The sequence below is a fragment of the Streptomyces sp. NPDC059850 genome (assembly GCF_042731515.1).
In the GTDB taxonomy this organism is placed as follows: Bacteria; Actinomycetota; Actinomycetes; order Streptomycetales; family Streptomycetaceae; genus Streptomyces.
This window is the reverse complement of record NZ_JBHWJI010000066.1, coordinates 25040-48819: the sequence shown is the minus strand read 5'-3', so window position 1 is coordinate 48819 and position 23780 is coordinate 25040. Positions and strand designations below refer to the sequence as shown.

General features: G+C 69.1%; 20 protein-coding genes and 2 pseudogenes. 7 read left to right on the top strand and 15 right to left on the bottom strand.

Going from position 1 to position 23780, the window contains the following annotated elements; genetic code table 11:
* Positions 1 to 550 precede the first annotated feature (550 nt).
* On the bottom strand, positions 551 to 1888 hold the full coding sequence (locus ACFV9T_RS36565) for an MFS transporter (protein WP_385446839.1): 1338 nt from the start codon (positions 1886 to 1888) through the stop codon (positions 551 to 553).
* A 718-nt stretch (positions 1889 to 2606) separates the two neighbouring features.
* On the opposite strand from ACFV9T_RS36565, the pseudogene ACFV9T_RS36560 reads away from it, so the two are divergent.
* A pseudogene (locus tag ACFV9T_RS36560) lies at positions 2607 to 3098 on the top strand (tRNA-dependent cyclodipeptide synthase); the annotation flags it as partial.
* A gap of 207 nt (positions 3099 to 3305) precedes the next feature.
* Here the strand turns inward: ACFV9T_RS36560 and ACFV9T_RS36555 are convergent.
* On the bottom strand, positions 3306 to 3908 hold the full coding sequence (locus tag ACFV9T_RS36555; protein WP_385446840.1) for a hypothetical protein: 603 nt from the start codon (positions 3906 to 3908) through the stop codon (positions 3306 to 3308).
* On the opposite strand from ACFV9T_RS36555, the gene ACFV9T_RS36550 reads away from it, so the two are divergent.
* Complete coding sequence (locus tag ACFV9T_RS36550) at positions 3907 to 4347, top strand: VOC family protein (RefSeq protein ID WP_385446838.1); 441 nt, start codon at positions 3907 to 3909, stop codon at positions 4345 to 4347. The genes ACFV9T_RS36555 and ACFV9T_RS36550 overlap by 2 nt on opposite strands.
* A 295-nt stretch (positions 4348 to 4642) precedes the next feature.
* Here the strand turns inward: ACFV9T_RS36550 and ACFV9T_RS36545 are convergent, their stop codons facing one another.
* Positions 4643 to 5050: a VOC family protein gene (locus tag ACFV9T_RS36545; protein ID WP_385446837.1), complete on the bottom strand. Its 408-nt coding sequence runs from the start codon at positions 5048 to 5050 to the stop codon at positions 4643 to 4645.
* Positions 5051 to 6992: 1942 nt separating this feature from the next.
* Here ACFV9T_RS36545 and ACFV9T_RS36540 point away from each other — a divergent pair.
* Together ACFV9T_RS36540 and ACFV9T_RS36535 are read left to right on the top strand one after the other, a co-directional pair.
* On the top strand, positions 6993 to 7811 hold the full coding sequence (locus tag ACFV9T_RS36540) for a hypothetical protein (protein WP_385446836.1): 819 nt from the start codon (positions 6993 to 6995) through the stop codon (positions 7809 to 7811).
* Positions 7812 to 7872: 61 nt separating this feature from the next.
* Positions 7873 to 8202 (top strand): deoxyxylulose-5-phosphate synthase, encoded by a 330-nt coding sequence (locus ACFV9T_RS36535; RefSeq protein ID WP_385446835.1) that lies wholly within the window; start codon positions 7873 to 7875, stop codon positions 8200 to 8202.
* A 14-nt stretch (positions 8203 to 8216) separates the two neighbouring features.
* Here the strand turns inward: ACFV9T_RS36535 and ACFV9T_RS36530 are convergent, their stop codons facing one another.
* On the bottom strand, positions 8217 to 9683 hold the full coding sequence (locus tag ACFV9T_RS36530; RefSeq protein ID WP_385446834.1) for a hypothetical protein: 1467 nt from the start codon (positions 9681 to 9683) through the stop codon (positions 8217 to 8219).
* A gap of 81 nt (positions 9684 to 9764) precedes the next feature.
* Between ACFV9T_RS36530 and ACFV9T_RS36525 the strand changes: the two are divergent.
* Positions 9765 to 10505: pseudogene (locus ACFV9T_RS36525) on the top strand (Tn3 family transposase); the annotation flags it as partial.
* A 33-nt stretch (positions 10506 to 10538) separates the two neighbouring features.
* Here the strand turns inward: ACFV9T_RS36525 and ACFV9T_RS36520 are convergent.
* The gene (locus tag ACFV9T_RS36520; RefSeq protein ID WP_385446833.1) at positions 10539 to 11264 is read right to left on the bottom strand and encodes a dienelactone hydrolase family protein; all 726 of its coding nucleotides are present in this window, start codon (positions 11262 to 11264) and stop codon (positions 10539 to 10541) included.
* A gap of 233 nt (positions 11265 to 11497) precedes the next feature.
* Between ACFV9T_RS36520 and ACFV9T_RS36515 the strand changes: the two genes are divergently transcribed.
* Entirely contained in the window at positions 11498 to 11671 is a 174-nt protein-coding gene (locus ACFV9T_RS36515; RefSeq protein ID WP_385446832.1) for a hypothetical protein, read from the top strand.
* 12 nt (positions 11672 to 11683) lie between these two features.
* On the opposite strand, the gene ACFV9T_RS36510 is transcribed toward ACFV9T_RS36515, so the two are convergent.
* The 9 genes from ACFV9T_RS36510 to ACFV9T_RS36470 all read right to left on the bottom strand — a co-directional run bounded on the left by ACFV9T_RS36510 (position 11684) and on the right by ACFV9T_RS36470 (position 21243).
* Positions 11684 to 13426, bottom strand: a complete 1743-nt coding sequence (locus ACFV9T_RS36510; protein ID WP_385446831.1) for an alpha/beta fold hydrolase — start codon at positions 13424 to 13426, stop codon at positions 11684 to 11686.
* Between the two features lie 304 nt (positions 13427 to 13730).
* The gene (locus ACFV9T_RS36505; RefSeq protein WP_385446830.1) at positions 13731 to 14483 is read right to left on the bottom strand and encodes a MerR family transcriptional regulator; all 753 of its coding nucleotides are present in this window, start codon (positions 14481 to 14483) and stop codon (positions 13731 to 13733) included.
* Between the two features lie 108 nt (positions 14484 to 14591).
* Positions 14592 to 15167: a TetR/AcrR family transcriptional regulator gene (locus ACFV9T_RS36500; RefSeq protein WP_385446829.1), complete on the bottom strand. Its 576-nt coding sequence runs from the start codon at positions 15165 to 15167 to the stop codon at positions 14592 to 14594.
* A gap of 32 nt (positions 15168 to 15199) precedes the next feature.
* The gene (locus ACFV9T_RS36495) at positions 15200 to 16372 is read right to left on the bottom strand and encodes a pyridoxal phosphate-dependent aminotransferase (RefSeq protein WP_385446828.1); all 1173 of its coding nucleotides are present in this window, start codon (positions 16370 to 16372) and stop codon (positions 15200 to 15202) included.
* Between the two features lie 24 nt (positions 16373 to 16396).
* The gene (locus ACFV9T_RS36490; RefSeq protein ID WP_385446827.1) at positions 16397 to 17194 is read right to left on the bottom strand and encodes an SDR family oxidoreductase; all 798 of its coding nucleotides are present in this window, start codon (positions 17192 to 17194) and stop codon (positions 16397 to 16399) included.
* 77 nt (positions 17195 to 17271) lie between these two features.
* Positions 17272 to 18276: a biotin-dependent carboxyltransferase family protein gene (locus ACFV9T_RS36485; RefSeq protein ID WP_385446826.1), complete on the bottom strand. Its 1005-nt coding sequence runs from the start codon at positions 18274 to 18276 to the stop codon at positions 17272 to 17274.
* Entirely contained in the window at positions 18273 to 19010 is a 738-nt protein-coding gene (locus tag ACFV9T_RS36480) for an allophanate hydrolase subunit 1 (protein WP_385446825.1), read from the bottom strand. The genes ACFV9T_RS36485 and ACFV9T_RS36480 overlap by 4 nt, the downstream gene beginning before the upstream one ends.
* Positions 19011 to 19029: 19 nt before the next feature.
* Positions 19030 to 19836 carry a 5-oxoprolinase subunit PxpA gene (locus ACFV9T_RS36475; RefSeq protein WP_385446824.1) on the bottom strand — a complete coding sequence of 269 codons (807 nt, stop codon included), beginning with the start codon at positions 19834 to 19836 and terminating at the stop codon, positions 19030 to 19032.
* A gap of 18 nt (positions 19837 to 19854) precedes the next feature.
* Positions 19855 to 21243 carry an MFS transporter gene (locus ACFV9T_RS36470; protein ID WP_385446823.1) on the bottom strand — a complete coding sequence of 463 codons (1389 nt, stop codon included), beginning with the start codon at positions 21241 to 21243 and terminating at the stop codon, positions 19855 to 19857.
* A 632-nt stretch (positions 21244 to 21875) separates the two neighbouring features.
* On the opposite strand from ACFV9T_RS36470, the gene ACFV9T_RS36465 reads away from it, so the two are divergent.
* Entirely contained in the window at positions 21876 to 22511 is a 636-nt protein-coding gene (locus ACFV9T_RS36465; protein WP_385446822.1) for an RraA family protein, read from the top strand.
* Positions 22512 to 22820: 309 nt separating this feature from the next.
* Here the strand turns inward: ACFV9T_RS36465 and ACFV9T_RS36460 are convergent, their stop codons facing one another.
* Positions 22821 to 23714, bottom strand: coding sequence for a methyltransferase domain-containing protein (locus ACFV9T_RS36460; RefSeq protein ID WP_385446821.1), 894 nt, complete (start codon positions 23712 to 23714; stop codon positions 22821 to 22823).
* Positions 23715 to 23780: the final 66 nt, after the last annotated feature.

The following is a 23780-nucleotide window of genomic DNA, read 5'->3' as shown; positions in this document are numbered from 1 at the left end:
CAACTCGCGGCGCTCCCACTCCTCCAGGAACCTCAGCCTCCGCTTCAAGCACATCGCGGACGGTTCACACGGAGACCAGAGGGAACGCCGCCCAAGGTCGTGGCGGACGGCGCGGCGGCTGACACGCACGAGCCACCCCCCGATCGTCTGACACCGCCGCGCCCGCCGGAAACACGCCAACTGAGGACAGCGAACCACTCACGAAGATCCCACACCACCAAGCCAGAACCAGACGCGAGGCCACCACACCCACGGCATACCGGAGCAGCCCGATGATCCGCAACGAACCCACACCGCCGACCACGAAAAGCCATACACCGCGATCACCAACCTCGCACAGCAAAACACCCCACACCAAACACCTCCACTGCCCCCCAACCCCAGCCCGCCCACCCCACAACCGACCAAACAGCCACCCAGCACAACCCACAACCACCACGACAGACACAAACCCGCTACCCACACAACGAGCAGTAACACGCGACAAACAACGAAGATGACAGACATCGGTGGCGCGGGGAGTACGAGCCCGGCACGATCTGGAAGCCGATCAATCTTCGTGGTCCGCAAGACATGCGTCCCGTCGCGGTCGCTCACGTTTCCCGATCCACACCGCGAGGATCAGACAGGCAGCCATGCAACCCAGCGCGGTGGCCTGTAATGCCGTATCGGAGGCCGCTTCCGCACCTACGCCGTGGCTTTGGTCGCTGACGGCCCCGGCGAGGGCAACGCCGAGGCCGGCCGCCACCGTGATGATGGTCTTGGTGACTCCTGATGCCTCCCCGGCCCGCTCTGGTCTGATCACTCCCTGAGTGGCGATGAGGGTCAGTGAATTGGCTATCCCGAGGACCACACCGCCGACGGTTGCCGCGGTCAGGTACATCGCGAGTGATGACGCCCAGGCGAGGCAGGCGAGGACAACGGCTCCCATGCCGAGGCAGATGGTCATCACGCGCACCGCGGCTGGTGGAGCCACACAGCCTGCGAGCGGACCTGCGAGGGCCATGGCCAGTGCCGGGACGAGGAAGGCGGTACCGGCGACGGCGACCGACAGGTCCCACTGTCCCTGGAGCGTCAGAGGAACGACGAATAGGAACATGACTGTTGTGGTGTTGGCTACTCCCCCGGCGAGTGTGAGTGCCACGTAGGGGCCATTGCGGAAGAGCGTGAGTTCGACCAGTGGGCTTGCTGTCTTCTGTTCTTGCCGTACGAACCAGGTCAGCAGGGCAGCCACGACGACCAGACCAGCCAAGCCGACGGGCCACTGCCAGTGTCGGCCGCGGTCGACGACGAAGGCGAGGGCCGCAAGCGCGGCCGTGGCGGTGAACAGCCCGCGCCAGTCGACCCTCCGGTGCGTGCTGGTGTCGTAGCTTTCGGCAGTGCGGGAGGCCCATACCGCGCCGAGCACGGTGAGGGGGACGGTGAGCCAGAACACCGCCCGCCAGGACACTGCGTCGGTGAGGACGCCGCCGATGAACGGGCCGCAGGCGGTGGCGATTCCGCCGATGCCCAGTGCGCGGCCGGTGGCCCGGCCGCGCAGTTCGCTCGGGTAGAGGTTGGTCAGCAGGGACAGTCCGACCGGCATGATCATTGCGGCGCCCGCGCCTTGGGCCACCCGGGCGCCGACCAGAACGGGCAGTGTCGGGGCGAGTGCGCAGACCAGGGACGACGTGCCGAACAGGGCAAGGCCCAGGACCAGTAGCCGCCGTCGGCCGAACAGGTCGCCAAGGCGTCCCGCGCCCAGCATCAGCGTCCCTGTGGACAGCAGATACGCGCTGATTACCCACTGCAGGCCGTCGCCTCCGGCGTGGATATCACGGCCGATCTGCGGCAGGGCCAAGTTCAGGGCGAACGAATCGAGCTGGATGCAGAACACGCCTACGGACATGGCCAGCAGGGCCCATCGTCGGCTAGCGAGTGCCGAAGTCACTACGGTCGGCCTCCTTCCTCACGCTGCAGCGGCAGCATCGTCGGGAACACCGCCGCACGGTGGAGCGGCGGTTGAGGAGCTGATGGCGGAGGGGGAAGGCGCAGCCAGAGGAGGGACCCTGAAGAGAGGGTCGCTGCTGCTCAGAGAAGTGGAAGATGCGAGGCCCGGAAGAGGGGGACCCGTCCGCAGAAGGCGGAATGCCACGTCATGCGGAGCGATACGTAGGGCTCGCTGCTCGCCGGACGGCTGAGAGATCACTGTAGTCGACACCGAACTGCTTGCCAACTCCCCCTGGTTGTCGTGGAAGCCGACACGGGGGTCCGAGAGATATCGGCCATCATCGGCTGGGTGCTGGCCCGCTCGCCCTTCGTGGTGCTCGTGTGCTCTCCGGATCGGTGCCGTGTCGCCGCGCATCCGGTGCCCGTGCGGTAAATGCCCAGCTCATCGGTCGTCATATGTGGGTGGCACTGGTCGGCGTCGCTTGCGTGTGCGGCCCCGGCGCGAGCGGGTCGGCGCTGCACCGTCCGCCACGCCGCGTCTACACCCGCACACCTGCTGTGACCAGCCCTTTTCCTGGAATGCGATGCCTGATTGCCGACGGGGCTGAATTGAGGGCCCCCGCCGTTGGCTGCCTCATCGTCCGACTGCTACCAATTTTGTGTGACCCCCGAGGGTGATGTGCAGAGATTTTCCAGAGTCATGTTCTCGTGGGGTCACATTGGGCTGCGTGCACATTCTGAAGGAAGCCGAGAGAACGCAATCCCTGCACTTCGCGACGAACTCAGGCGGTTGCAATGGCGCTGGATACTCAAGCGATCCCCCCCCTACCCGTCCGCAGCTGGAAACGACTCGCAGGACGCGCTACAAGGCGGAAATAGCATCTGTGTCTCCCGCGACGAGCAGAACTACCTTCGAGCAGTACGACATATGTTTTCTCGGCGTCAGCCTCGAGAACAGCAAATTCACCACCGCAAAACTTGCGAGCATGGTCAAATGGACCTCGCGGAGGTTCACCCGCTGCACTGTGCTCATCGGTGACAGCATCCACCGGCTCACACTGGAATCGACCCGCGGGATACCACCCGAGGAGGCCCGGGACCGCGCACTGGAACTCGGCAACCAGTTCGCGGAGAACGAGCGAAAGGTCTTCGACGAGTACCGTGATGGTGTATCCAGGATCTTTCAGCACGCTTTCCGAGATAGCGATAGGAGAACATCCGGGAGCACCAGAAGAGCTGCGCGACCTCGTCGTCGTGTCCCTCCATCTGAAAGGCCGGTGAGCATGGAATCCACGCCTCGTACGCCGACCCCCGAGATACGCCGGGGGCAGATATACCGAGACGTCTACGCGAAGCGTTCTCCTGACCAGCCGACCCTAGGTGCAGCGCAGCTCGAGAAAGCCCGGATTTCCTCTGGGCAGCTGTGCTTCATGGATTCTTCTGCGCAGGACAGGGCATTCAGTGACGGATTCTTCTTCTTGGAGATCCCTGCCGAAGTCGACGTCTCGGCCGGTGACGCGTTCGCTCAGCAGTTCTGCTGCGGGCCGTCCACCGTCCCGTATGGCCGGTTCCGCACCATCGGCAACGACCGCTTCGGCGACCTGCTGCTCGGCTTCCACCAGCGGATCAATCAGATCGAGCAGTTTCTTCTGGAACGGCGCTTCTGGGGCACCGATTATCCGCCGGAGATCGCCGCGCTCGGTGAGGTGCTCACCCGGATTTCGCAGCAGGTGCTGTGCTCCGTGCTCGCTCACGTGGGCATATCCGAGCAGGACTGGGCGCGGGCCACCGGCGGCTGCTCCCAGTCCGGCGGCTCGTATCACCTGACGTTCAACCGCTATCGGCCCGCCCACGAGGAGATCGGCCTCAGCTCTCATAAGGATGACGGCTTCCTCACCATCCTGCGGACCACTGCTCCGGGCCTGGAGGTCGCCCGTGGAGACCACCGGCTGCACGAGGAAGAAGGCGAAAACCAGCATGGCGATTCAGCGGATGGACAACGTCGGCATCGTCGTCGAGGACATGGATGCCGCCATCGCGTTCTTCGTGGAACTCGGTATGGAGCTGGAGGGCAGGGCGGAGGTAGCGGGCCTCGTCGCCGACCAGTGCACCGGACTCGACGGCGTCCGCTGTGACATCGCGATGGTCCGGACCCCGGACGGTCACAGCCGGCTCGAGCTGGCGAAGTACCGCAGCCCCGCGGCGATCAGCGCCGGGCCGCGCAGCCGGCCGCACAACATTCTGGGCACGCACCGCGTCATGTTCGCCGTCGACGACATCGAGGACACCGTTGCCCGACTGCGCCCTCACGGCGCCGAGCTGCTCGGCGAGATCGCCCGGTTCGAGGACAGCTATCTGCTCTGCTACCTCCGCGGCCCGGCGGGCATCATCGTCGGACTGGCCGAGCAACTGGGCTGAGCAGGAGGAACCGAACCATGCAACCGAACGAGATCATCTAGTTTCTGAACCGCCCGATCAGCCAGGAGCGGTGTGTCTCGTCTGCGCCAGCATCGGCTCGGTCGGTGGTGTCAGCACATGGCCACCCGCGCGCACGTCGTGCGCATCACCACCGCCCTCAAGGCAGGCCTCGCTGCCGCCTGAGCCTGCCGCTCGGCAGAACACCACCCGGGTCGGCCGCGTGTCCGGCAGGCAGGCGCTTCGGCCCCACCACGCCGTGGTAGCGGAAGCGCCTCCGTATCCGCGTCCCGGCAGCTCAGCTCTGGGCAGCTGACGGGTCCATCCACACCACTTCCCAGGTGTGACCATCAAGGTCCTGGAAGGACCGGCCGTACATGAAGCCGTGGTCCTGGGGCTCTCCGGCGGGCGCGCCGCCCGCAGCCAGTGCCTTGTCCACCAGCTCGTCGACCTTCTCGCGGCTCGCCGCGCTCAGGCACAGAAGCACCTCCGAGGTCTTGGTGGAGTCCGCGATCTCCTTGTTGGTGAAGTCCTGGTAGCGCTGTCTGGTGAGCAGCATGGCGACGATCGTCTCGCTGATGACCACACATGCGCAGTCATCCGTCGTGAACTGCGGGTTGATCGAGTAGCCCAGCTCGGTGAAGAACTTCTTCGAGGTCTCCAGATCGTTCGTCGCGAGGTTGATGAAGATCATCTGCTGGTACACGGGCCGTCTCCTTCGTCTGTGGCCTTTCACAGGGATAGACCGCGTTGTCCCACGAAACTCATCGCTCGCCGAAAGGAATCTTTGCGCACTGGGGGACGTCGGGAGCGCGGTGCCACCGAGCGAGACCTCAGTGGCCGGGAGTGTGATGGCCAGGACAGCCGGTAACGGCCGACGCGCCACACCCACGACCGGGACCGCGGCGAACCCGCCGCCGAGCCCGAACAAAACCGTCGTGGCTCCAGTGAGGAGCCCGATCCCGACCAACATCACCACGTCCACGGGACCGCCCCATCAGGGCCGCCACCGTCTCGTATTGCGAAGGTCGGCACTGTTCCGTCGTGTCTCGGCCACTACGACCGTCCCGCCCGAGCGCGCCGCCGAGTTCGGGGCTAATTCGACCTGTCCGGGCGGGAGGGGTGCGTTGCCGAGCCGATGCTGCGCGAGATCGCCGGGCGGGCCGCGCGCTTGCCTTCCACCTCGCGAACCCGCCCTCCACCGATTTGGCGGAACTGTGCCGGGCATACCTGGCCGCACCGGATGTCGGCATCACCGGGGCAGCTCAGCCGTCTGGCGGCCCCGCGCCCGCCTGCTCGCGGCCCTTCCGCTGAGGGTCGCCGCCACCCTGCGCCTCGTTGGGCCGGGTGCGGGGGGGGTGTCAGGTGAGCCCCCGGCCTCGTCGGTCTGGGTCGGCAGGACGGTGAAACCCCAGCTCATGCAGCAAGCGCCCGTGCCACCGCCGCCACGGGACGGGGTGCCACCGGGATACGTACCGGCACGACCGGCGAACGGTCCGACCATACGCGGTACGTGGTCTTAGCAGGATCCACCAGGGGGTCGCCGAGAGTGGTCCGTCCCTCGGAGTACAGCCTGTCGCATTCGGGGGTGGGAAGGGCGACATAGCAACCTCCCCTCTTGGTGGCGGAGTCGTACGGCTGCCAGTAGCCGTACCGGCGTCGTCCGCTTGCGTGCACCGTGAGAAACACCGGAGTGCGGGAGTCGGACACGACACGGAGAACGCCAGCGCCCGCAACGTCGGATGGGGCCTCGGAACGGGAGCGGGTCTGGTAGAGGGCGGGGGACATCACGATCGCCTTTCCGAGGGGCCTGGGCTCAAGATCAACTACCCAATTAAAGCAGCGTTTCGATCTCAGGTACACAACTTCCCTTCGAGCAAAGGTGCTTGGGTCAATCTGCCCCGCACCGGCCCAGCTGCAGGTCCCCGGCGTGCCTTCGACCGCTTTCCGCCCGGGCCTGATCGACCCGGCTGACGCGTTGCCCGGCCTCCTGCCGGTCCCGGATCACGTTGGCCAGGGCGAAGGCCGACGTCACCAGGTAAAGCATGGCGATGGCCGCGGCCCGGTCGGTTGTTCGGCGTCGACTCGACTTCCTGCCGGGCACATCAGCACGCAGCTGGGGCGCCCCGCAAGCCTCCGGCCGACTACCCGCCGACCCGGGGCGGCCCGGGGATCACTCGGCGCCTCTGCCCTGGACCGGCGCAAGCAACAGCTGGCGCGCGTCGTCCTTTCGAACTCTCCCCTGTCACACAGAAGAGCGACCACCACCGGGCGCTCCAGATGATCCGACGGTGGATGAAGGGCTTGTGCTACTCGGTCGGCAGGAGGCAGCGGCATCCGCCGCCGCGCCTCACACGCGCGGACGCACCCTGCGACGAAGAGGCCAGCAGAAACGGCGCGGGTCCGCGCAGGCCGACCAGGGCGGACCAGCCACAGGTCGGGATGACCACCACCGCGAGGAGCCCGCCGCCCCCAAGACCTAGCTGGCTTCGAAGATCTTTACTAATTGGGTGGCATGGTCGTCATTGCGTGGGATGCTCGCATCGCCACCGCGCCTCTGGAATCGTGACCGCGGTGCCGACCCCGCACCGGAGAGACGGGGCGACCTACACGGGGGCCGCGGAGCCCGCCGGAAGAAGAGGGGCGCTGTGCTCAAGATCGACGATGTTACGTACGACAAGCGGTCGGCCGCCGGGGCCAAGGCGGCGGTCTTTCAGGCGTTCGGCACGGCGGTACCGAAGGAGGGCACGCCTCAGCGCGCGGTGCTGGGCTCGCTCGCCTTCGTCGCGGCAGGCGATCCCGCTGCGTTCGAGCTGCAGGATGTGCGGCAGGTGTTCGGGGATTTCGTCGCGCAGGCGGCGCAGCTTGCGGAGGCGGCCGCGACGGATCGGGCGTGGTGCCAGCAGCATATGGACCATGGCACCGCTGGGGAGCTGGATGCCATGAGGCAGCGCCAGGCCACCACCCTTGAGGGGCTCAGGGCGCAGGGCACGGTCGTGATCACCCGGGGCACCCATCCGGTCCAGGCCCGGCAGATCCTCACTCATGTCACCTTCGGTGGCCTGCCCCTGGACCCTGCCATCGTGGCGTCGCCCAGTGCCACCGATGCCGACGCGCAGACCGGTCTCGGGGTGAAGGACACGGTGGCGGGCCGGATCGAGGAGTGGTCGCTCGGCGCGCTGACGGGCTTTTCCCTGGATGGCTTCATGCTGATCGCCGAGGCGGACGTCAAGCGGGTCACACTGCCTCGCAGCGACTCCGCCACCGTGGCCGGGGAGGCGGGGGTGTGCGGATACGCCGCCGCCGGACTCTCACGCGTCACCATCCTGGCGGAAGGCCGGACCTCCAACGAACCCCCGGAGAAGCGGGAACTGCAGCGCATCAACACAGAAATCGGCCGGAACACCGCTGCCGTGGTCGGCCTGCTGAAAGCGGCGGCGCTTCAGCACCGCCACACCGCCCTCTAAACGCTGTTCCCCCTGCGGAAATCCTGTCGATCGTCAGTGTCTCGGTATTTAGCATGAGCTCATGCCTACCGCGAAGACCTCGTATGTGTGCCTGCCGTGCCGGGCGTCGTACAAGCAGCCCTACGTCGGTGACCACGAGCGGCTGTGCCCGCGTTGCACAAAACCAATGGTCCACGTGGGGTCCGCCTTCGCTCCGCCTCGCCGACGGGACACGGCGGGTTGGAGGGTGCTCTCTGTGCTGCTCCACGCAGGGGTGCGTTTTCACAAGAGCTGTTGCGGAGGCCCCGGTTACCGCCCACGTACCCTCCACGAGATACGCGAACGGATGGCATACGCCCGCGCCACCGGAGAGCCGTTCGAAAGGGCTTTGGTCCGCCTCGACCTCCCCTGACCTTGCGAGGAGTCTCAGGTACGGGGTGTGGGAAGTCCCGCCACGGCCCATTTCGCCCTCGTGGACAGCCGGGCGAGTGCCTTCGCCGAGTTCTTGCCGATCGTGTCCAGCAGGCGCCTGCCGTGCTTCATGGTCGTACGCGCGAGTTCCGTGTCGCCTGCGTCGACCGCGGCGAGTGTCAGCTCCAGGTGCTGCTCGGTGATCATTCGGCCGAGTCCCCGCCGGTGCCATTGCCGCACCGTTGCGTCCGGCGCCGTGCCGTCGGCGCCGACCGCCGCTCGTGCCCGTTCCAGTGCCCGCCCCGCTGCCGCGAGGTCACCCTTGCGGCGCTCCAGACGGGCCAGGACGTACGCCTCGGAGGCTCGGTCCCACGCCGTGTCCTGAAGGGAGAGGAGGAAGTATTGGGCGCGGGCAGCCTGTGGGTAGTCGCCGATGTGTTCCAGCGCGCGGCTCAGTTCACGCAGCCGGTCCGGGTCCGGGCCCGTGTCGTCCAGCATGCGGATGAGCGCGACCCGGGTGTTCTCGACGCGACCCTGCCGGTGGGCCAGCTCGATCCAGGTGAACTCGCCCTCAGTAGCGAGATCCTGCCCATAGCGTCTCGCCTGCTCGGCGCGGGCCCACTCGACCGCCCCGGCGCTGCCGGTGACCTGTCCGGAAGTGGCCGACCGCAGCAGCGGCACGTCCCTGTCCTGCCCGTGGGAGGCGACCAGCGTCGCGGCCAGCCGCCGCTCCTCGTACCGCTCGGTGGGTGCGGCGTTCTCGTGCTCCAGTAGGAAACGCAGGTGTGGCAGGTCGCCGTCGCGGCGGTCGAATTGCACCGCGCGCAGCATCCCCGCGCGCAGCACGGGGTCTCCCGCTGCTTCCGCCTGTGCGCCGAGGTCACCGTGGCGCATCCGTTCCAGTGCCTCGCGGCCAGGGCCGAGGGCGATGTCGCGCAGGGGCTGCCGGAATGGTTTTTCGAGCTGGTAGGCCAAGAGGTCTTGGGAGTTGAGGAGCACGTGGTCCGGTTCGGTGCGCCTGGTGGCTGACTCGGACATGGCGAAAAGTTCGACCAGCGGCCGGTCCGGCAGCCCCAGGCCGTGGATCAGTGCCGCTCGCCGCGCGTCCAGGTCGGCGGCGAAGTCCTCCCGCGCTTGGCCGTCCGCCGCCCGTATGGCGGCGCGCAGGCTCTCCTCGTCCATATCGGCGGTGATGGTTTCGCACCACCAGGGCAGCCGGATGGTGATCTCGAGCGCCTCGCTGACATTGTCGGCGACCAGTGAGGCGTACCCGTCGTCGGACGCGTGGAGCACGGCCGTGCCCCCGGACAGGAAGTACGTACCGCCCATGTCGTCGCCGGCGATCGGCTCCAGGGACGCGCCGGATGCCAGGTGCACCTGCTCGAGGTGCTCTGCCCGGCACACGTCGAAGTTGAATGGGAATGCGGCAAGTTCGGCCAGATCAGGGCGGGTGCGCAAGAGTTCCAGTACGCGGTCGGTCATACGGCCGAACCTTAGCGAGGCTGTTGGCGGCCAGGGCCCGGGGGCCCTTGCGCGGGTTGCCAGTCCGGCGCCCATCGCGGGGAGGACGTGCTGGCCGGGCTGAGCCTGGACATGCCCGTCACCGAACACCTGGCGGAGCTGGTGCGGGGCCTGGACGCCGGGTGGAAGCAGCTCGCGACGCGCCTGGAGGAGGCAGGGCCGGCGGCGAAGGTCTCCATCGAGGTGCAGGACGACGGGCGGGTGAAGCTGAACGTCGACTAGCTCGGCGCGCTCGGCGAGCCGGTGAGGGACCTGTCCACCTCGGTGGTCGCGCTGCTGGTGTCGGAGGCGTGCAACATCGGCCTGGCCCCGGTGGTGAACCCCGGCTACGAGGCCCTGACCCGGGCCCGGCTCGTGCACGTCGATCAGTACTACCTGCGCGCCGACACGATCGCCGCGGCGAACGCCGCGCTGATCGCCGCCCAGGCCGAGGTGCCCATCGTGAAGTTCTGGGGCGACGGGCCGCGCTTCGTCGTCCCCGTCCGCACCGTCAGCGCGGCGCCGTCGCCGAGGTACTTCGGGTTCAAGCGCGGCATCACCGGGCTCAACGCCGTCAACGACCAGGTCGCGGGCATCGGGCAGATGGTCGTGCCCGGCACTCCGCGCGACTCCCTGCACATCCTGGACGCGCTGCCGAACCTGGACGGCGGCGTGAAGCCGGAGATGGTGGCCACCGACAACCGAGACGAGGACATCGCCCGCCTGTCGCCGCTCAAGCACCGCAACCTGAACCTGCTCGGCCGCTACAGCTCCCGGACGCCCCAGAACTGGACGAAGACGACGACGGGCAGGCGTGATTATCAGGAGCCGATCGGATCAATCCGTGACGGGCAGGCACTCGGCGAGCAGGGCGACGATGTCACGCCAGGCTCGCTGCGCGTGCCGTGGGTGGTAGCCGACGCCGGGAGGCGCGGCGTGGTCGACCGGTGGGTGGTGGAAGGCGTGAAGGGCTCCTCCGTAGACCACGAGGCGCCAGTCGACGCCCGCGGCCTGCATCTCTGCGGTGAACGCCGCCCGTTGCGCGGGCGGCATGATGGGGTCTTCCGACCCGACCCCGGCCCAGACCGGGCAGCGAATGCGTGCCGCCTCGCCCGGTCGGCCCGTGGTCAGTGCGTTGACTGTCCCAATCGCGCGCAGGTCGACGCCATCGCGACCGAGTTCCAGTGCGACCGCGCCCCCGGTGCCGTAGCCGACGGCGGCGGTCCGGTCGGGGTCGGCCCGTGATTCGGCATGCAACACGTTGAGCGCGGCGTGACCGATTCCTCGCATGCGGTCGGGATCGGCGAGCAGCGGCATGCAACGGGCCAACATTTCCTCTGGGTCTTCCACATAGCGTCCGCCGTGGAGGTCGAAGGCCAGCGCCACGTACCCCAGCTCGGCCAGAGCCTCGGCCCGCCGGCGCTCGACATCGCTGAGCCCCATCCCCTCGGGTCCGATCAGGACTGCGGGCCGGCGCTCGGCACCGGCCGGGAGCGCGAGGTATCCGATCATCGTCAGGTTGTCGGCCGGGTATTCGACCGTACGGGTTGTTACCGTCGTCATGCGACCGGACGGTAATGACCCTCGCGCCCGCTCGGGGTGGTGTTCACCGATGGCAGACAGCAGCCTGTCCCGACTACATCACCCGGACGCGTCGTCCGCCTGCCGTCAAACGATCGAATGACGACAGGGTCGGGCGTGCGTCCAATGAACCCAGTGATTCCGGGGTCTGACGACGGCTCCGATCCAACCCTCGACGTGCCGGGCGAGGTCGCCGACTTCCTCCGCACCACCGGTTGGAGCCCGCCCAGCGGGCCGCGCTCGACCAGGGGGCGACCGTACGGCGCGGCCAGGGCTACACCCTGCGCGTGACCGCCGTCCTGGCGGTGCACCACCAGCTCCTCGCCCGCTGCCAGCCGCTCGACGGCGCCCAGGGCGTCCCTAAACGGGCCAGCGCACTCACAGGCTGACCATGATCGTTCTCAGCGCCAACCGCCGCCCAGGTGCCGGGCCAGAAAGCGCTCGAGCGTGCGGTACAACTCGATGTTGCTGTCCGGGTTGATGAACCAGTGGCCCTCGGTCGTGTTCAGCAGGTACTCGACCTCGGCGCCACGGGACCGAAGCGCATCGACGATGCGGTCGGAGTGGCGGCGGGCGACGCGGACATCGTTGGCGCCGTGGATCAGCAGCATCGGTGCGGTGATGTCGTCGACCCGGCTGATGGGCGAGCGGGCGAGCATGTCGGCCTTCTGGCGGGGGTCGTCCGGGTCGCCGATGTAGCGCAGGTAGCTGTTCTTGACGAGGCGACGGGCTACCGGGACAACCGACTGGACGAGGTCGACGAGGTCGGACATTCCGGTGTAGCTGACGGCGGCGGCGAACCGGTCCGGGGTGAACGCGGCTCCGACGAGTGCGGCGTAGCCGCCGTAGGAGCAGCCGTAGATCGCGACCCGGTCCGGGTCGGTGTAGCCCTGTTCGACCGCCCAGTCGAGGGCGTCGATCAGGTCGTCGTGCATGCGCCCGGCGAACTGGCCGATCGCGGCCTGGGTGTGGGCCTTGCCGTAACCGGTGGAGCCGCGGAAGTTGACCTGCAGCACCGCGTAGCCACGGTTGGCCAGGAGCTGCACCTCTGGACCGTAGCACCAGCTGTCGCGGTACCACGGTCCGCCGTGCACCAGCAGCACGGTCGGCAGGTCGCGTGGCTCGATCCCGGTCGGCAGGGTGAGGTGGCAGGGCAGCGCCAGGCCGTCGCGGGCGGTGATGGTGATCAGGGTGACCGGGGCCAGCTGGGCCGGGTCGAGGTGCGGGAACGGTCGGAACAGGCGGCGCGCCTGTCCCGTGGCGTGGTCGTAGAACCAGGTGACGCCGGGATCGCGGTCGTGGGTGAAGTCCACCACCCAGCGCTGCGCCGTGGCGTCGCAGGACACGTGGGCCAGGTCGCCGTCGGACAGCTCGGCCAGTCGCGGCAGTACCGTGGCGAAGTGCGGGTCGAGCGCGTGGATCTCCTGACGGGCGCCGAGGTAGCGGGCGCCGAGCAGCTCCCCGGTGCTCGGGTGCAGGATCAGCGAGGACGGGAAGCGTGGGTCGGCCTCGGGGCGGGGGGTGTCCAGGTCGAACACGGGGTGGCTGTCCACCTCGCTCTGCTCGCCGGTCGTCAGGTCGACCCGCACCAGGCGGGTACGGTCCGAGCCGCGCGCCGAACCGATCCACAGTCCGTTTCCGTCCGGGGCCAGCACAGCCGGGAAGACCGCGAGGAGGACATCGGTACCGGGGAACCGCGCGATCGGGCGCGGCCCGCCCTGAGACCACTCCGAGAGCACGTGGTCTCCCCCCTCCTCCATGGTGAACACCAGCAGCTGGTCGGGGGTGTGCAGCCAGGACAGGATGTCGCCGGGGTTCTCCGCGGCCGTGGTCAGGCGGCCGGTCGCCAGGTCGAGCCGGAACAGGTCGATCAGGTCGGGGCGGCGCATGGTGAGCTGCACGAAAGCCGTCCCAGGCCGGTCCGGGGGGAGTTGCACACCGGTCAGCCGCACGCCCTCGAAGGGGGTCAGGTCGACCGCGGGCTCGTCGGGTCGGGTCAGGTCGACGCGATGCAGGTGCCAGTTCTCGTCGCCGTCGGTGTCCTGCTGGAACAGCAGGTAGCGGCCGTCCGTGGTCCAGAAGAAGGTGTCGATGTTGCGCCGGGTGTCCGAGGTGACGCGCCGGGCAGCCCGGGGTGTCGGCACCGTGGATGTCGTCGGGGGTGGCCCAGTCCGAGTCCAGATCACGGATGAAAACGTTGAGCCGCCCGTGCCACGGGGCGAGGTAGGCGACCTTCGTGCCGTCCGGGGACAGCAGGGCCCGGCTACGGGTGGGTGCCCCGAAGAACTCTTCGACAGCGATCAGTTTCGGCGGAGCGGTCATGATGGATCCTCATGGTCGATGGGTGCGGGCACCCCCGAGTCCACGCCCCGACGTCGCGTCATACTCAAGACCCCACGGAGTAATCTGGCTCACAGGGGTTCATCGGCACAGCGCTTCGGAGGCCGGTCAGGCCCCGTCGGGCCGGACCAGCCTCTGCTGGACCCGGTGCAGAACGCGGTGTTGCGCGGGCCTGAGAGTCTGCTCGTTCAGTTCGTCCATCAGCGCTGCGGCCTGCGCGTCGAGCGGGGACAGACCGGCCAGTCGCGCCACCACCGGCTCGAGGTGCGCCACCAGCTCGTCGATCAGCGTTGCGACCTCGTCGTCCGGGGTGTCGGGCTCGAGGGCGTAGAAGCGCGCCGTCAGCGGTTCGGATGCGGCCATGCCGTCGTTCGCGTCGCCGAGCAGAGCGGCGAGTTCCGCTGGGCCGTCCTTGCCGAGCAGGTGCCCGAGCAGGTGCCCGAGCAGGATCAGCTGTTCGTTCTCGTAGCGGACCATGTCCGCCGGTATTCCCGCCGTGGGGACGGAACGCCATGGCGAAAGCTCCGGAGGCAGGTCGGCCGGGGCGCCGCTGCGGCGCAGCGCGGCGATGCTGGCCCGGCGGGCGACGAGCCGTTCGACCTCGGCGGCGGCTTGGCGATCGAGCTCATCGAGCAGTTCCTCCGCGGCCGCCGGATCGTCCAGCACCGCGGGTAGCGCGGACAGCGGTACGCCGAGTGCGGTCATCCTCGTGATGCGCAGGAGCCGGACGAGGTGGCCTACGTCGTAGTGCCGGTAGCCCCCGGCCGAGCGCGGTGGCTCGGGCAACAGCCCGATCTGGTGGTAGTAGCGCAAGGTGCGGACAGTGACGCCGGCCAGCTCGGCCAGCTCACCGCTGAGCATCGGGCAGCTCCTTCGACTTCAGGTTGCGCAGAGCACGCGGGAGGCGGCGTCGTCCAGGCGGTGCCCACCGTCTCATACCTGAACAGCGGAGCTTGTCTCTGGCCGCGCCTACGGCTCCGTCGCGGACCAGCCGACCAGGGCGCCGCGCAGTGCGGCCACCAGGCGGGTGGCGGTCTCCTCTTCGGTGCGTCCGCTCTTGATGAGGTCGAGGATGTCGCGGGGGTCGAACAACGCGTTCCACAGGTAGAGGGCTTCGTCGCCGAGGTCTGGCAGGCCGAGTTCCTCGGTGGTCTGCCGCAGGGGCTCGGCAAGTGCTTCGGCTTGGGGGGTGAGGTAGCCGGTCCCTTCGCGGAGCCGCTCGAGGTAGCCGCGGTGGGAGCGCATCTGGGCCATCGCGCCGCCGTGTTCGAGGACGAGGGAGACCCAGCAGCGCGATACCGCTTCGAGTTTCGCCATGCCCCGGGTGGTCTGCCGGGCGCAGAAGTCGCGGAGTTCGGAGCCCACTTCGGCGCGGAAGGCGTGCAGGATCTCCTCGACGGAGGAGAAGTGGCGGTAGGCGGTCGCGGTGGACACTTCGGCGTGTTTGGCGATCTCGGCCAGGCTGACCGGCGTCGGCGAGTTCTCGAACAGCCGCGCGGCGGCCTTGATGAGGTACCTGCGGTTGCGTTCGGTGTCGCTGCGCATCGGCCGGCCCCCCGTGGCCTGCGTGACGGCGCTCACCGGAGAGCCGCGAGGCCGCGGGCCAGCCGGCGGACGCCCTCGGTGATGGCTTCCGGGTCGGCGGCGTACGACAGCCGCAGGTGTCCCTCGCCCCGGGCGCCGAACTCGCTTCCGGGTCGTACGGCGACGCCGTGGGTGCTGCGCAGCGCCGCGACGACCTCCACGGAGGGCAGGTCGAGGTCGTAGCGCGGGAATTGGTAGAAGGCTCCTTCCGGGGCGCTGAGGGTGAGGCCGGGGATGGCGGCCAGCTCGGTGCGCATGATCTCGCCGCGCTGCTCGTAGGCGGCGCGCATGCGGGCGATGTCTTCGTCGCAGCTGTGGACCGCGGCGAGCGCGGCGTCCTGGACGAAGGTGTTCAGGGAGCCGTTGAAGGTGTTGTGGATGCGGGCGGATGCCTGGATGAGCGGGGACGGTCCCCACAGGTAGCCGACGCGCCAGCCGGTCATCGCGTAGCTCTTGGAGAAGGTCTGGCAGTAGACGGTGCGGTCGCGCAGGCCGTCGATCGAGATCGTCGAGGTGAAGGGCAGTCCGGTGTAGTCGAGGTCCGAGTACGCCTCGTCGGAGATGACGATCGTGGAGGTGCCGTCGAGCAGCCCCGCGAGCGCGTCGAGTTCGTCGCGGCTGTGGACGATGCCGGTCGGGTTGACGGGGTTGCAGAAGACGAAGAGCTTGGCGCCGGTGAGGGCGTCGGCGAGCCGGTCGAGGTCCCAGTGCAGGTCCGGCGCGAGCGGGACGGGTACGACCGTGCCTCCGGCCATGCTGACCAGGTCCGCGTAGAGGGAGTAGGTGGGGTCGGGGATGACCACCTTGTCACCGGGGTTGACGATGCCGAGGATCGAGGCGGCGAGCCCGGCGGTTCCGCCCTGGGTGATCAGGATGTCGGAGGCGGAGACCGGTGCCCCGGCGATGCCGGTGAGCTTCTCGGCGAGCGCTTCGCGCAAGGGGGGCTCGCCCAGCAGTGGTGAGTAGTGGGTGCGTCCGGCGCGCAGTGAGGCGTGGGCGGCTTCGGTCACCGCCTGGGGTGTGTCGAAGCCGGGTTCGCCCATGGCGAGGGAGACGAGGTCGCCCTTGGACTGCGGTTGCTGCGTCCGGCGGGAGGCGGCCGCGATGCGGGCGGCGGCCTGAGCGGTGTCGAACAGGGGCGGCTGCGTGGTGGCGGTGGGCGGCATGCGGTCCTCCTGGTGGCGGGGTGGTCAGGCCTGCGGTGCGGCGTCGGCGGGTGCGCCCGCCCAACGGCTGATCTCGAGGTCGGCGGAGGTGTCGCGCTGGCGGGTGGGGGCGACGACGATCTCCTGGAGGACGACGCGCTGGGGCAGGGTGACGGCGAGGCGGATGGCCTCGGCCACGTCCTCGGGCTGCACCATCCCGGCGCGTTCGTCGGGCGCCGGGGGCCGGGCGCGGTTGTCGAGGATGGGGGTGTCCGCCTCGCCGGGCAGCACGGTGATCGCCCGCAGACCCTGGTTGCGGAAGGTGTTGTGCAGGAACGTCATGAAGTTGCGGACCCCGGCCTTGGCCGCGCCGTAGGCGGCGCCGCCGAGCAGGTTGGGGTTGACGGCGGCGAGCGAGGAGACGGTGACGATGGTCCCGGTGCCGCGGCCGAGCATGTCGGGGAGTACGGCCTGGGTGAACTGGAAGACGGCCGTGAGGTTCACGTCGAGGACCTGGCGCCACTCGTCGTGCGGCAGCCATTGCGGGTTGAGTACCGACGAGGCGCTGCCCGCGTTGTTGACGAGGATGTCGACCGGTCCGAGTTCGGAGTGGACACGGCCGAGGACGCGTGTGACGTCGTCCGCGCGGGTGACGTCCGCGGCGATGGCGAGGGCGGTGCCGCCCTCGGCGCGGATCGTGGCCGCGACGTCGTCGAGTGCTTCCTGTCTGCGGCCGAGGAGCACGACGGCGGTGCCGTCCCGGGCGAGCAGCCGGGCGGTCTCCAGCCCCATCCCGCTGCCCGCTCCCGTGATGATCGCGGTCCTGCCGGCCGACGTCGTCACCGTTCGTCCTCCATGACTGACTCCATGACTGACTCCATGACTGATATGAGATGGACTTTTCAAGTGAGAATATATTCTCACCTAGCTGCGGACAAGGGTGCCGCGAAGCCGAGTGCGGCGAACGCCTCCGTGACCGCGTGGCCGAGGGCGCGCACCTCCGCCTCGCGCCGCGCGAAGCGGCGCAGCGCGCTCTCGCGGTCGGTCCAGCGGAACCGCAGCTCCCGCCCGGGACCGGCCTGCCCGAGCAGGGGCAGGGAGGCCCGAGAGGCGACGCCGACGATCGGGTAGCCCGCGGTCAGGCTGCGGTAGCGGCCGAGCACGATCAGCTCGTCCGCGTGCGGGATCTGCAGTGCGCCGATGGGCACCCCGTGGGACACGATCTCGGTGTCGGTGTCCGGGTGGAGCACCGGCCCGTCCAGCCGCAGCCCGACATGGTTGGAGCGGTTGGTGACGACGTAGGTCGCCTCCTCGATCACCTCACGGATACCGGCGATCGTGTGGATCCCCTGGCTCGGGACGACGTCGATGTCCCAGGGCCCGGCGTCGAAGCGCGGGACCGGAACGGGAAGCCGGAACAGCGGCGCTTCGAACAGCCGTCGGCTGAATCCCTGGAATGCCGTGTCCAGGAGGACACGCGAGCCCCGGGCGACGGCCTGCCCGAAGCCCATGCGGGCGTCCGGGGCGGCGCTGCCCAGCAGGGTCTCAGCGGTCAGCGCGCCGTTCACGGCCAGATAGGTACGGGTCCCCCGGCTCACGTCCCCGTGGACCCGTACCTCGTGGCCCGCCGGTACCACCAGCGGAGACCAGCTTTCGACGGGCCCGCCGTCCACGGTGACCCGGGTGGCGGCGCCGGTCACGGCGAGCAGGACGTCCGCGTCCGGCACGAGCGCCAGTTCGCCGCCGAGGTTCTCGATCAGGGTCGCGCCGCGGGGGTTGCCCACGAGGAGGTTCGCGATGGCCGCCGAGTGCTGGTCGGCCGCGCCGCCCGTCGGGACACCGCGCCGCTCCGTGTCGCTACGGCCGAGGTCCTGGAACGTCGTGATCCATCCAGTGCTGGTGATCTCCAGCGCCACGGTCTTCATAGGGACTCCCCCACCGGCAGCAGGAACCCGGCCCCCAGGACCGCGGCCTCGTCCCGTGTGACGGGGACGAAGCGCACGATGTCGCCGGTGCCGAACGAGACGGGGTCCGGCCGGGAGATGTCGACGATGGTGCGCGGGGTGCGCCCGACCACGCGCCAGCCGGTCGGGCCGGGGAACGGCTGGATGATCGCGTGGGTGCCCGCGATCATGATCGCCCCGGGGGCGACGTCGGTCCGGGGCTCGGCGAGCCGGCGCACCGGCCTGGGCACCTTGAGACCGTCCATCATCGGGGCCATCGCCGCGCCGAGGAGGGAGATCGTGAAGCTGGACTCCGCGATCGCCTCGACGACCTCGGCGGGAGCCAGACCCATGTCCTCGGCGACGGACGCCAGATCGGGGCCGGTCTCCTCGTCGAAGACGACGGGAATGGCGAACTTCCGGACCGCACGCAGGTGGTCCGGCCCGTCCGACGGTGCCGGTGCCCACCCCGCCACCAGCCGGGCCGCGTACTCCACGTGCTGGAGCGCGGTTTGCAGCGGGTCGAACTCGATGAGCAGGGATTCGAGACCGGAGACGACGTCCAGCACGCCGTGGGGGCGGTGGGCCAGGAACCGGTCGCGGAACGCGGTGATCCCGGACTTGCGGATGGCCTGGTCGGCATGGGGGATGGTCACCATCACCGCCGAGTCACCGAAGGGCTCGACGGTGATGGCACCGTACTGTGCTGTGCTCATCGCCTCGTGTGCTCGGCCCTCAGCGGGCGAGCGCGACCTCCGCCTTCTCCGCCAGGACGTCGCGCAGACCGGCGACGCGGACGTCCGCCGCGCCGAGCGCGGCCCGCAGCGCGGTGCCGTTCTCCAGGACGGTGGGGTGGTCACCGTGCAGGAGCAGGACGTCGGCGTCGTGTCCGAGCGGAACCACGTTGCCGTTGACCGACCGTACGGTGCCCTCCTGGACGACCTGGACCGAGCGCCGGCCGATCAGCTCGGGATCGTAGATCAGGCCGCCTTCGTGGGAGCGGGAGACGGGCATGCCGTCGTCGCCGTATCCCCGGTCGGCCAGGAACACGTAACCGACCTCGAGTCCGCGCTTGCGGGATTCCTCGGCGAGCAGACCGCGCTGACAGATGACGACGTAGTCGGTGTTGTACGCGGCGATCGCGTCGGTGATGGCCCGCGCGTGCTTGGCGTCGGTCTGTGCGATCGAGCCCATCCGGCCGTGCGGGGCCACATGGCTGATCGTGCCGCCGTGCACCCTCGCGAAGGCGTCGAGCGCGCCGAGCTGGTAGAGGACGTCGGTGCGGATCTCGTCCTCGGTCGCCTCAATGAGCCGGCGGCCGAAGCCGACGAGGTCGGGGTATCCGGGGTGGGCGCCCAGCTCGATGCCGCGCTCGACGCAGTCGGCGACGGTCCGGTCCATGATGCGCGGGTCACCGGCGTGGAAGCCACAGGCGATGTTCGACGAGGTGACGAGGCCGAGCAGAGCGCCGTCGTCGCCGATCGTGTAGTTGCCGAAACTCTCACCGAGGTCGGCGACGACGGCTACGGAATTGATTCCCATGGTGTCTCCCGGGGTGTTTCAGCTGGAGGCGAGGGGCTGGCCCTTGGTCTCTCGCACGAAGGCGATGGTGACCAGGGTGATCAGGGCCGTGAGGATGGAGGCGAAGGCCGGGATCAGGTTGGAGCCGGTCGACTCGATCAGCTCGGTCATCAGCAGCGGGGCACTCCCTCCGAAGATAATCGTGGAGATGCTGAATCCGATGCTGTAGGCGGAGTAGCGCACGGTGGTCGGGAACATCTCGGCGAGGACGGTGTGCACGACGGCGGCGTGGCCCGAGAAGGCGATGGCGAGAACGACGGTGCCGATACAGGCCAGCCCGAACTCTCCCGTGGTGATGAGCCGGAACATCGGGTACGAGACGACGGCCATCGCGACGGCGGAGAGGGTGAGGACGGGCTTGCGGCCGATCCGGTCCGACAGGCGTGCCATGAGCGGGATACAGATCGCGATGGCGACCAGGCTGAACGCCGTGACCATGAGGGCCCGCAGCATCGAGAAGTTGTGGTCCCCGAGCGAGGTCTTCATGTAGGTGGGCATGTAGACGAACAGCAGGTAGTAGCCGGGGCCGTTGAGCGCGGGGAGGAAGATCGTGAGCACGATCGCCTTGAGGTGGCGCGGGGAGGTCAGGGCGGCCCTCAGCGGGTTGCGCACGACGGTGTTCTGCTCGCGCAGCACCTTGAAGTGCGGGGTCTCCTCCAGCCGGCTGCGGATGTAGAAACCGACGTAGCCGAGCGGGACGGCGAGGAGGAACGGTATCCGCCAGGCCCACGAGGTCATGGTGTCCTCGCCGAGCGTCGTGATGAGGACGGCGGAGAACACGCTGCCGAACATCAGGGCGATGAACGAGCCGACGGCGATGAAGCTCATCATGTAGTTGCGGCGTGCGTCCGGGGCGTACTCGCCGACGAAGGACATGGCGCCGGCCACCTCACCGCCCGCCGAGAAGCCCTGGAGCACCCGGAGGAGGACCAGGAGGACGGGTGCGGCGACACCGATGACGGTGGAGGACGGGATGAGACCGATGGCCGCGGTGGCGGCGGAGATCAGCACCAGAAGGGTGGCCAGGAGGCTCTTCCGTCCGATCTTGTCCCCGAGGTATCCGCAGATGACGCTGCCGAAGGGGCGGGCGATGAAGCTGACCAGGAACCCGACGTTGGTGAGGAAGAGGTTTCCGGCGTCGGCCTCCCCCATGATGTTGATCGCGAGATAGGTGACGAGCAGGCCGTAGATGCCGTAGTCGTACCACTCGACGAAGGAGCCGATCGCGCCGGCGACGGTGGCCTTGCGGACGACCTTGTCGTTGGCGGAGGCGACGTCGGGCGCCGTCGCGGTCGCGGTCGTGCCGGACGGTTCCGGCGCTTCCCCGTGGCGGTCCGATGTTCTGTCAAGCCGGTCTGACGTTGTCATGCGCGTTCACTTTCGGTGTCGCGGACTCCGGAACGGCGTCCTTAGAATCATGCGCTGAGCGGGGTGACTGCCGACAGTCGCTCCTGTGCCGAGGTGCGCTGCCCGTTCCGGCCTTCTGGGGAGGGGACGTGGCGACGGGGTCTCGGGGTGGTTGTGTGGCTTCGGTGCTGTTCAGGAATCCGCCCGTACAGGGCCTGCGCGGGCTCGATGCCGGGCAACACCGCCGTGTCGGCCCCCATGGGGTGTGCGCCCGGGGGTGGGGGCTGGGGGGGCGTCACGGTACGGGGCCGCGGAGCAGCGCCGACATCAAAGTTGCGACTTGAATCGCGAATGAGAATAGATTCGCATTCTCGGAGCGGTCAAGGGTGTGCGTTGCCCCGACGTTAACCTTGCGCTTCAATCCCGCTTCCATACTGGATCGCCAGGATTCTCCCGCCGCCACCTGGCCGGCACGCGGGCGGCGGCCCGCCTCGCCTCGCCTCGCACGTCACCCCTTGTCTCACGACACGGATGGATGCACACTGACTCTCACAAAACGCGAAAGCTTTCGCATTTTCCGGTACGCGCCTCGTCGGCCGTCCCGGCCCACTCCGCCTTCCCCACCCACACCCCACCATCTGGAGGAGCCCGCGATGACTCAGGACAACGTGCGCGTGAACAGCGCGTGGGAGCGTGTCGACGGGCATGTGCTCGATCAGTTCCGCACCCACTCCGTGGCCAACCTCGGCGACGCCCTCGACCGGCTGAACATCGTCGACGGGGGCATCGCCCCCATCTGGAACGGGGCCAAGGCGGTCGGCACAGCGCTCCCGGTCCTCACCGTGGCGGGCGACAACAAGGCCGTGATCGCGGCGCTCGAGCACATCCGCCCCGGTGACATCCTCGTCATCAACGCCTTCGGCTACGACGGCCGCGCCATCATCGGCGACAACCTCGCCCAGCGGTTCGCCGCGTACGGTGCCGCGGGGGCGATCATCGACGGATACGTCCGCGACGCGGCGATCATCGAAGACCTCGGCATCCCGATCTTCGCCCGCGGGCTCACTCCCGCCGGTCCCTTCAAGAACGGACCGGGCACGATCGGCGAACCGGTCGCCATCGGCGGCGTCGTGGTGAACCCCGGCGACATCATCGCCGCCGACGGGGACGGCGTCATCGTCATTCCGCCGCACCGCGCCGACGAAGCGCTCACGTCGGTCAGCGAGATCGTCGCCCGCGAAGCGGCGCTGGACGCCGAGGTCGAAGCCCTGCGGAGCGGGGTCGCCTGACGCCCGCCGAGGTGTCGGGCTCCGGGGACGCAACGGCTTCGGCCCCGGGGGGCGGACCCGAACCGCGGTGGCCAGTGGATGACGGGGCTGCTCTGCGCGGGATCATCTTCGTGCTGTGTACAGGAGTCTGGCCGCGCCTCCACGAGGTCCTCTTGGCGGACCTGCGCACAGCCGGACTGCTGGACATCCTCGGGGCGGAGTTCGGGCTGCTCGCGGAGTTGGTCAAGCGCAGCGCGCACCTGCGCGAGCAGCCTGGCCTCCCTCGACGAACGGCGCTGTGGGCAGGTCGGACAACGCCTGGATCCGCACCTACCCGAGTGCCGGAGGGGGCTCGGCCGGACGGCGCCCCCAGGCCGAGATCAGCGGCGCGAGTGTCAGGTCGAGTTGGCCCGCGTGGATGGCCGCCAGGTGCGCGTCGATCTCGGTGTCGTCGGCCAGGCCAGCAGCGAGCAGTTCGCCACGCACGTGCCGGATGGTCGCCGCCTCCAGCCGGTCGCAGGCCAGCCCGCCGACCGGGAAAGAGCCCGTTGCGGCGACATCTGCCAAGCCCACCTCACGCAATGCCCGCGGCAGTGTCCGGCCGTAGCGCAGGTCCGCGCCGCGCCCCGTCAGCAGCTCCCGGACCGCGTCGCGCAGCCGGTTGGCCCGCCGCTGCGCAGGGCCGCTGTCGTCCAGGCATGCCAGTGGCTGCAGAGCGGTATCGGCGTCCTCGACCAGTAGCCAGCCGCCGGGCCGTAGCGCTGCCGCCATCGTGGCCAACGCGCGGGCCCGGTCGGGTACATGGACCAGCACGAGCCGGGCGTGCACCAGATCGAACGTCCCCGGCTCCGGGGGCGGATCAGCGGCGATGTCGTGCTGGCGCACCTCGTACCCGTCGCCTGCCTTCAGCCACGACGGGTCGATGTCCGTGGCCAGCACGTGCCCGGTCGGACCGACGGCCGCCGCGAGCGCCTCCGGGATACTGATGCCACCGGCCCCCACTTCCCAGCAGCGCGAGCCAGCCCTGACCCCGAGTCGATCGAAGTGCCCGCGCGTCACACCGTCGAACAGCTCGGCCAGCCAAACGAATCGCTCGCCCGCCTCGGCGCGCGCGTTGTCCAGCAGGTACCCGCGGGCGGGAGCGGACTCTCCACCGGGCGCGGTAGTCCCGCCGATCGGATCCGGTCGGCCACCGATGTGCGGCGGGCGGGGCGAGGAGGTCATGACTACATGGTCGGCCTTCTCAGGCCACCAGTGCCACGACGACGGAAGAGGGATGCCTCACACAGC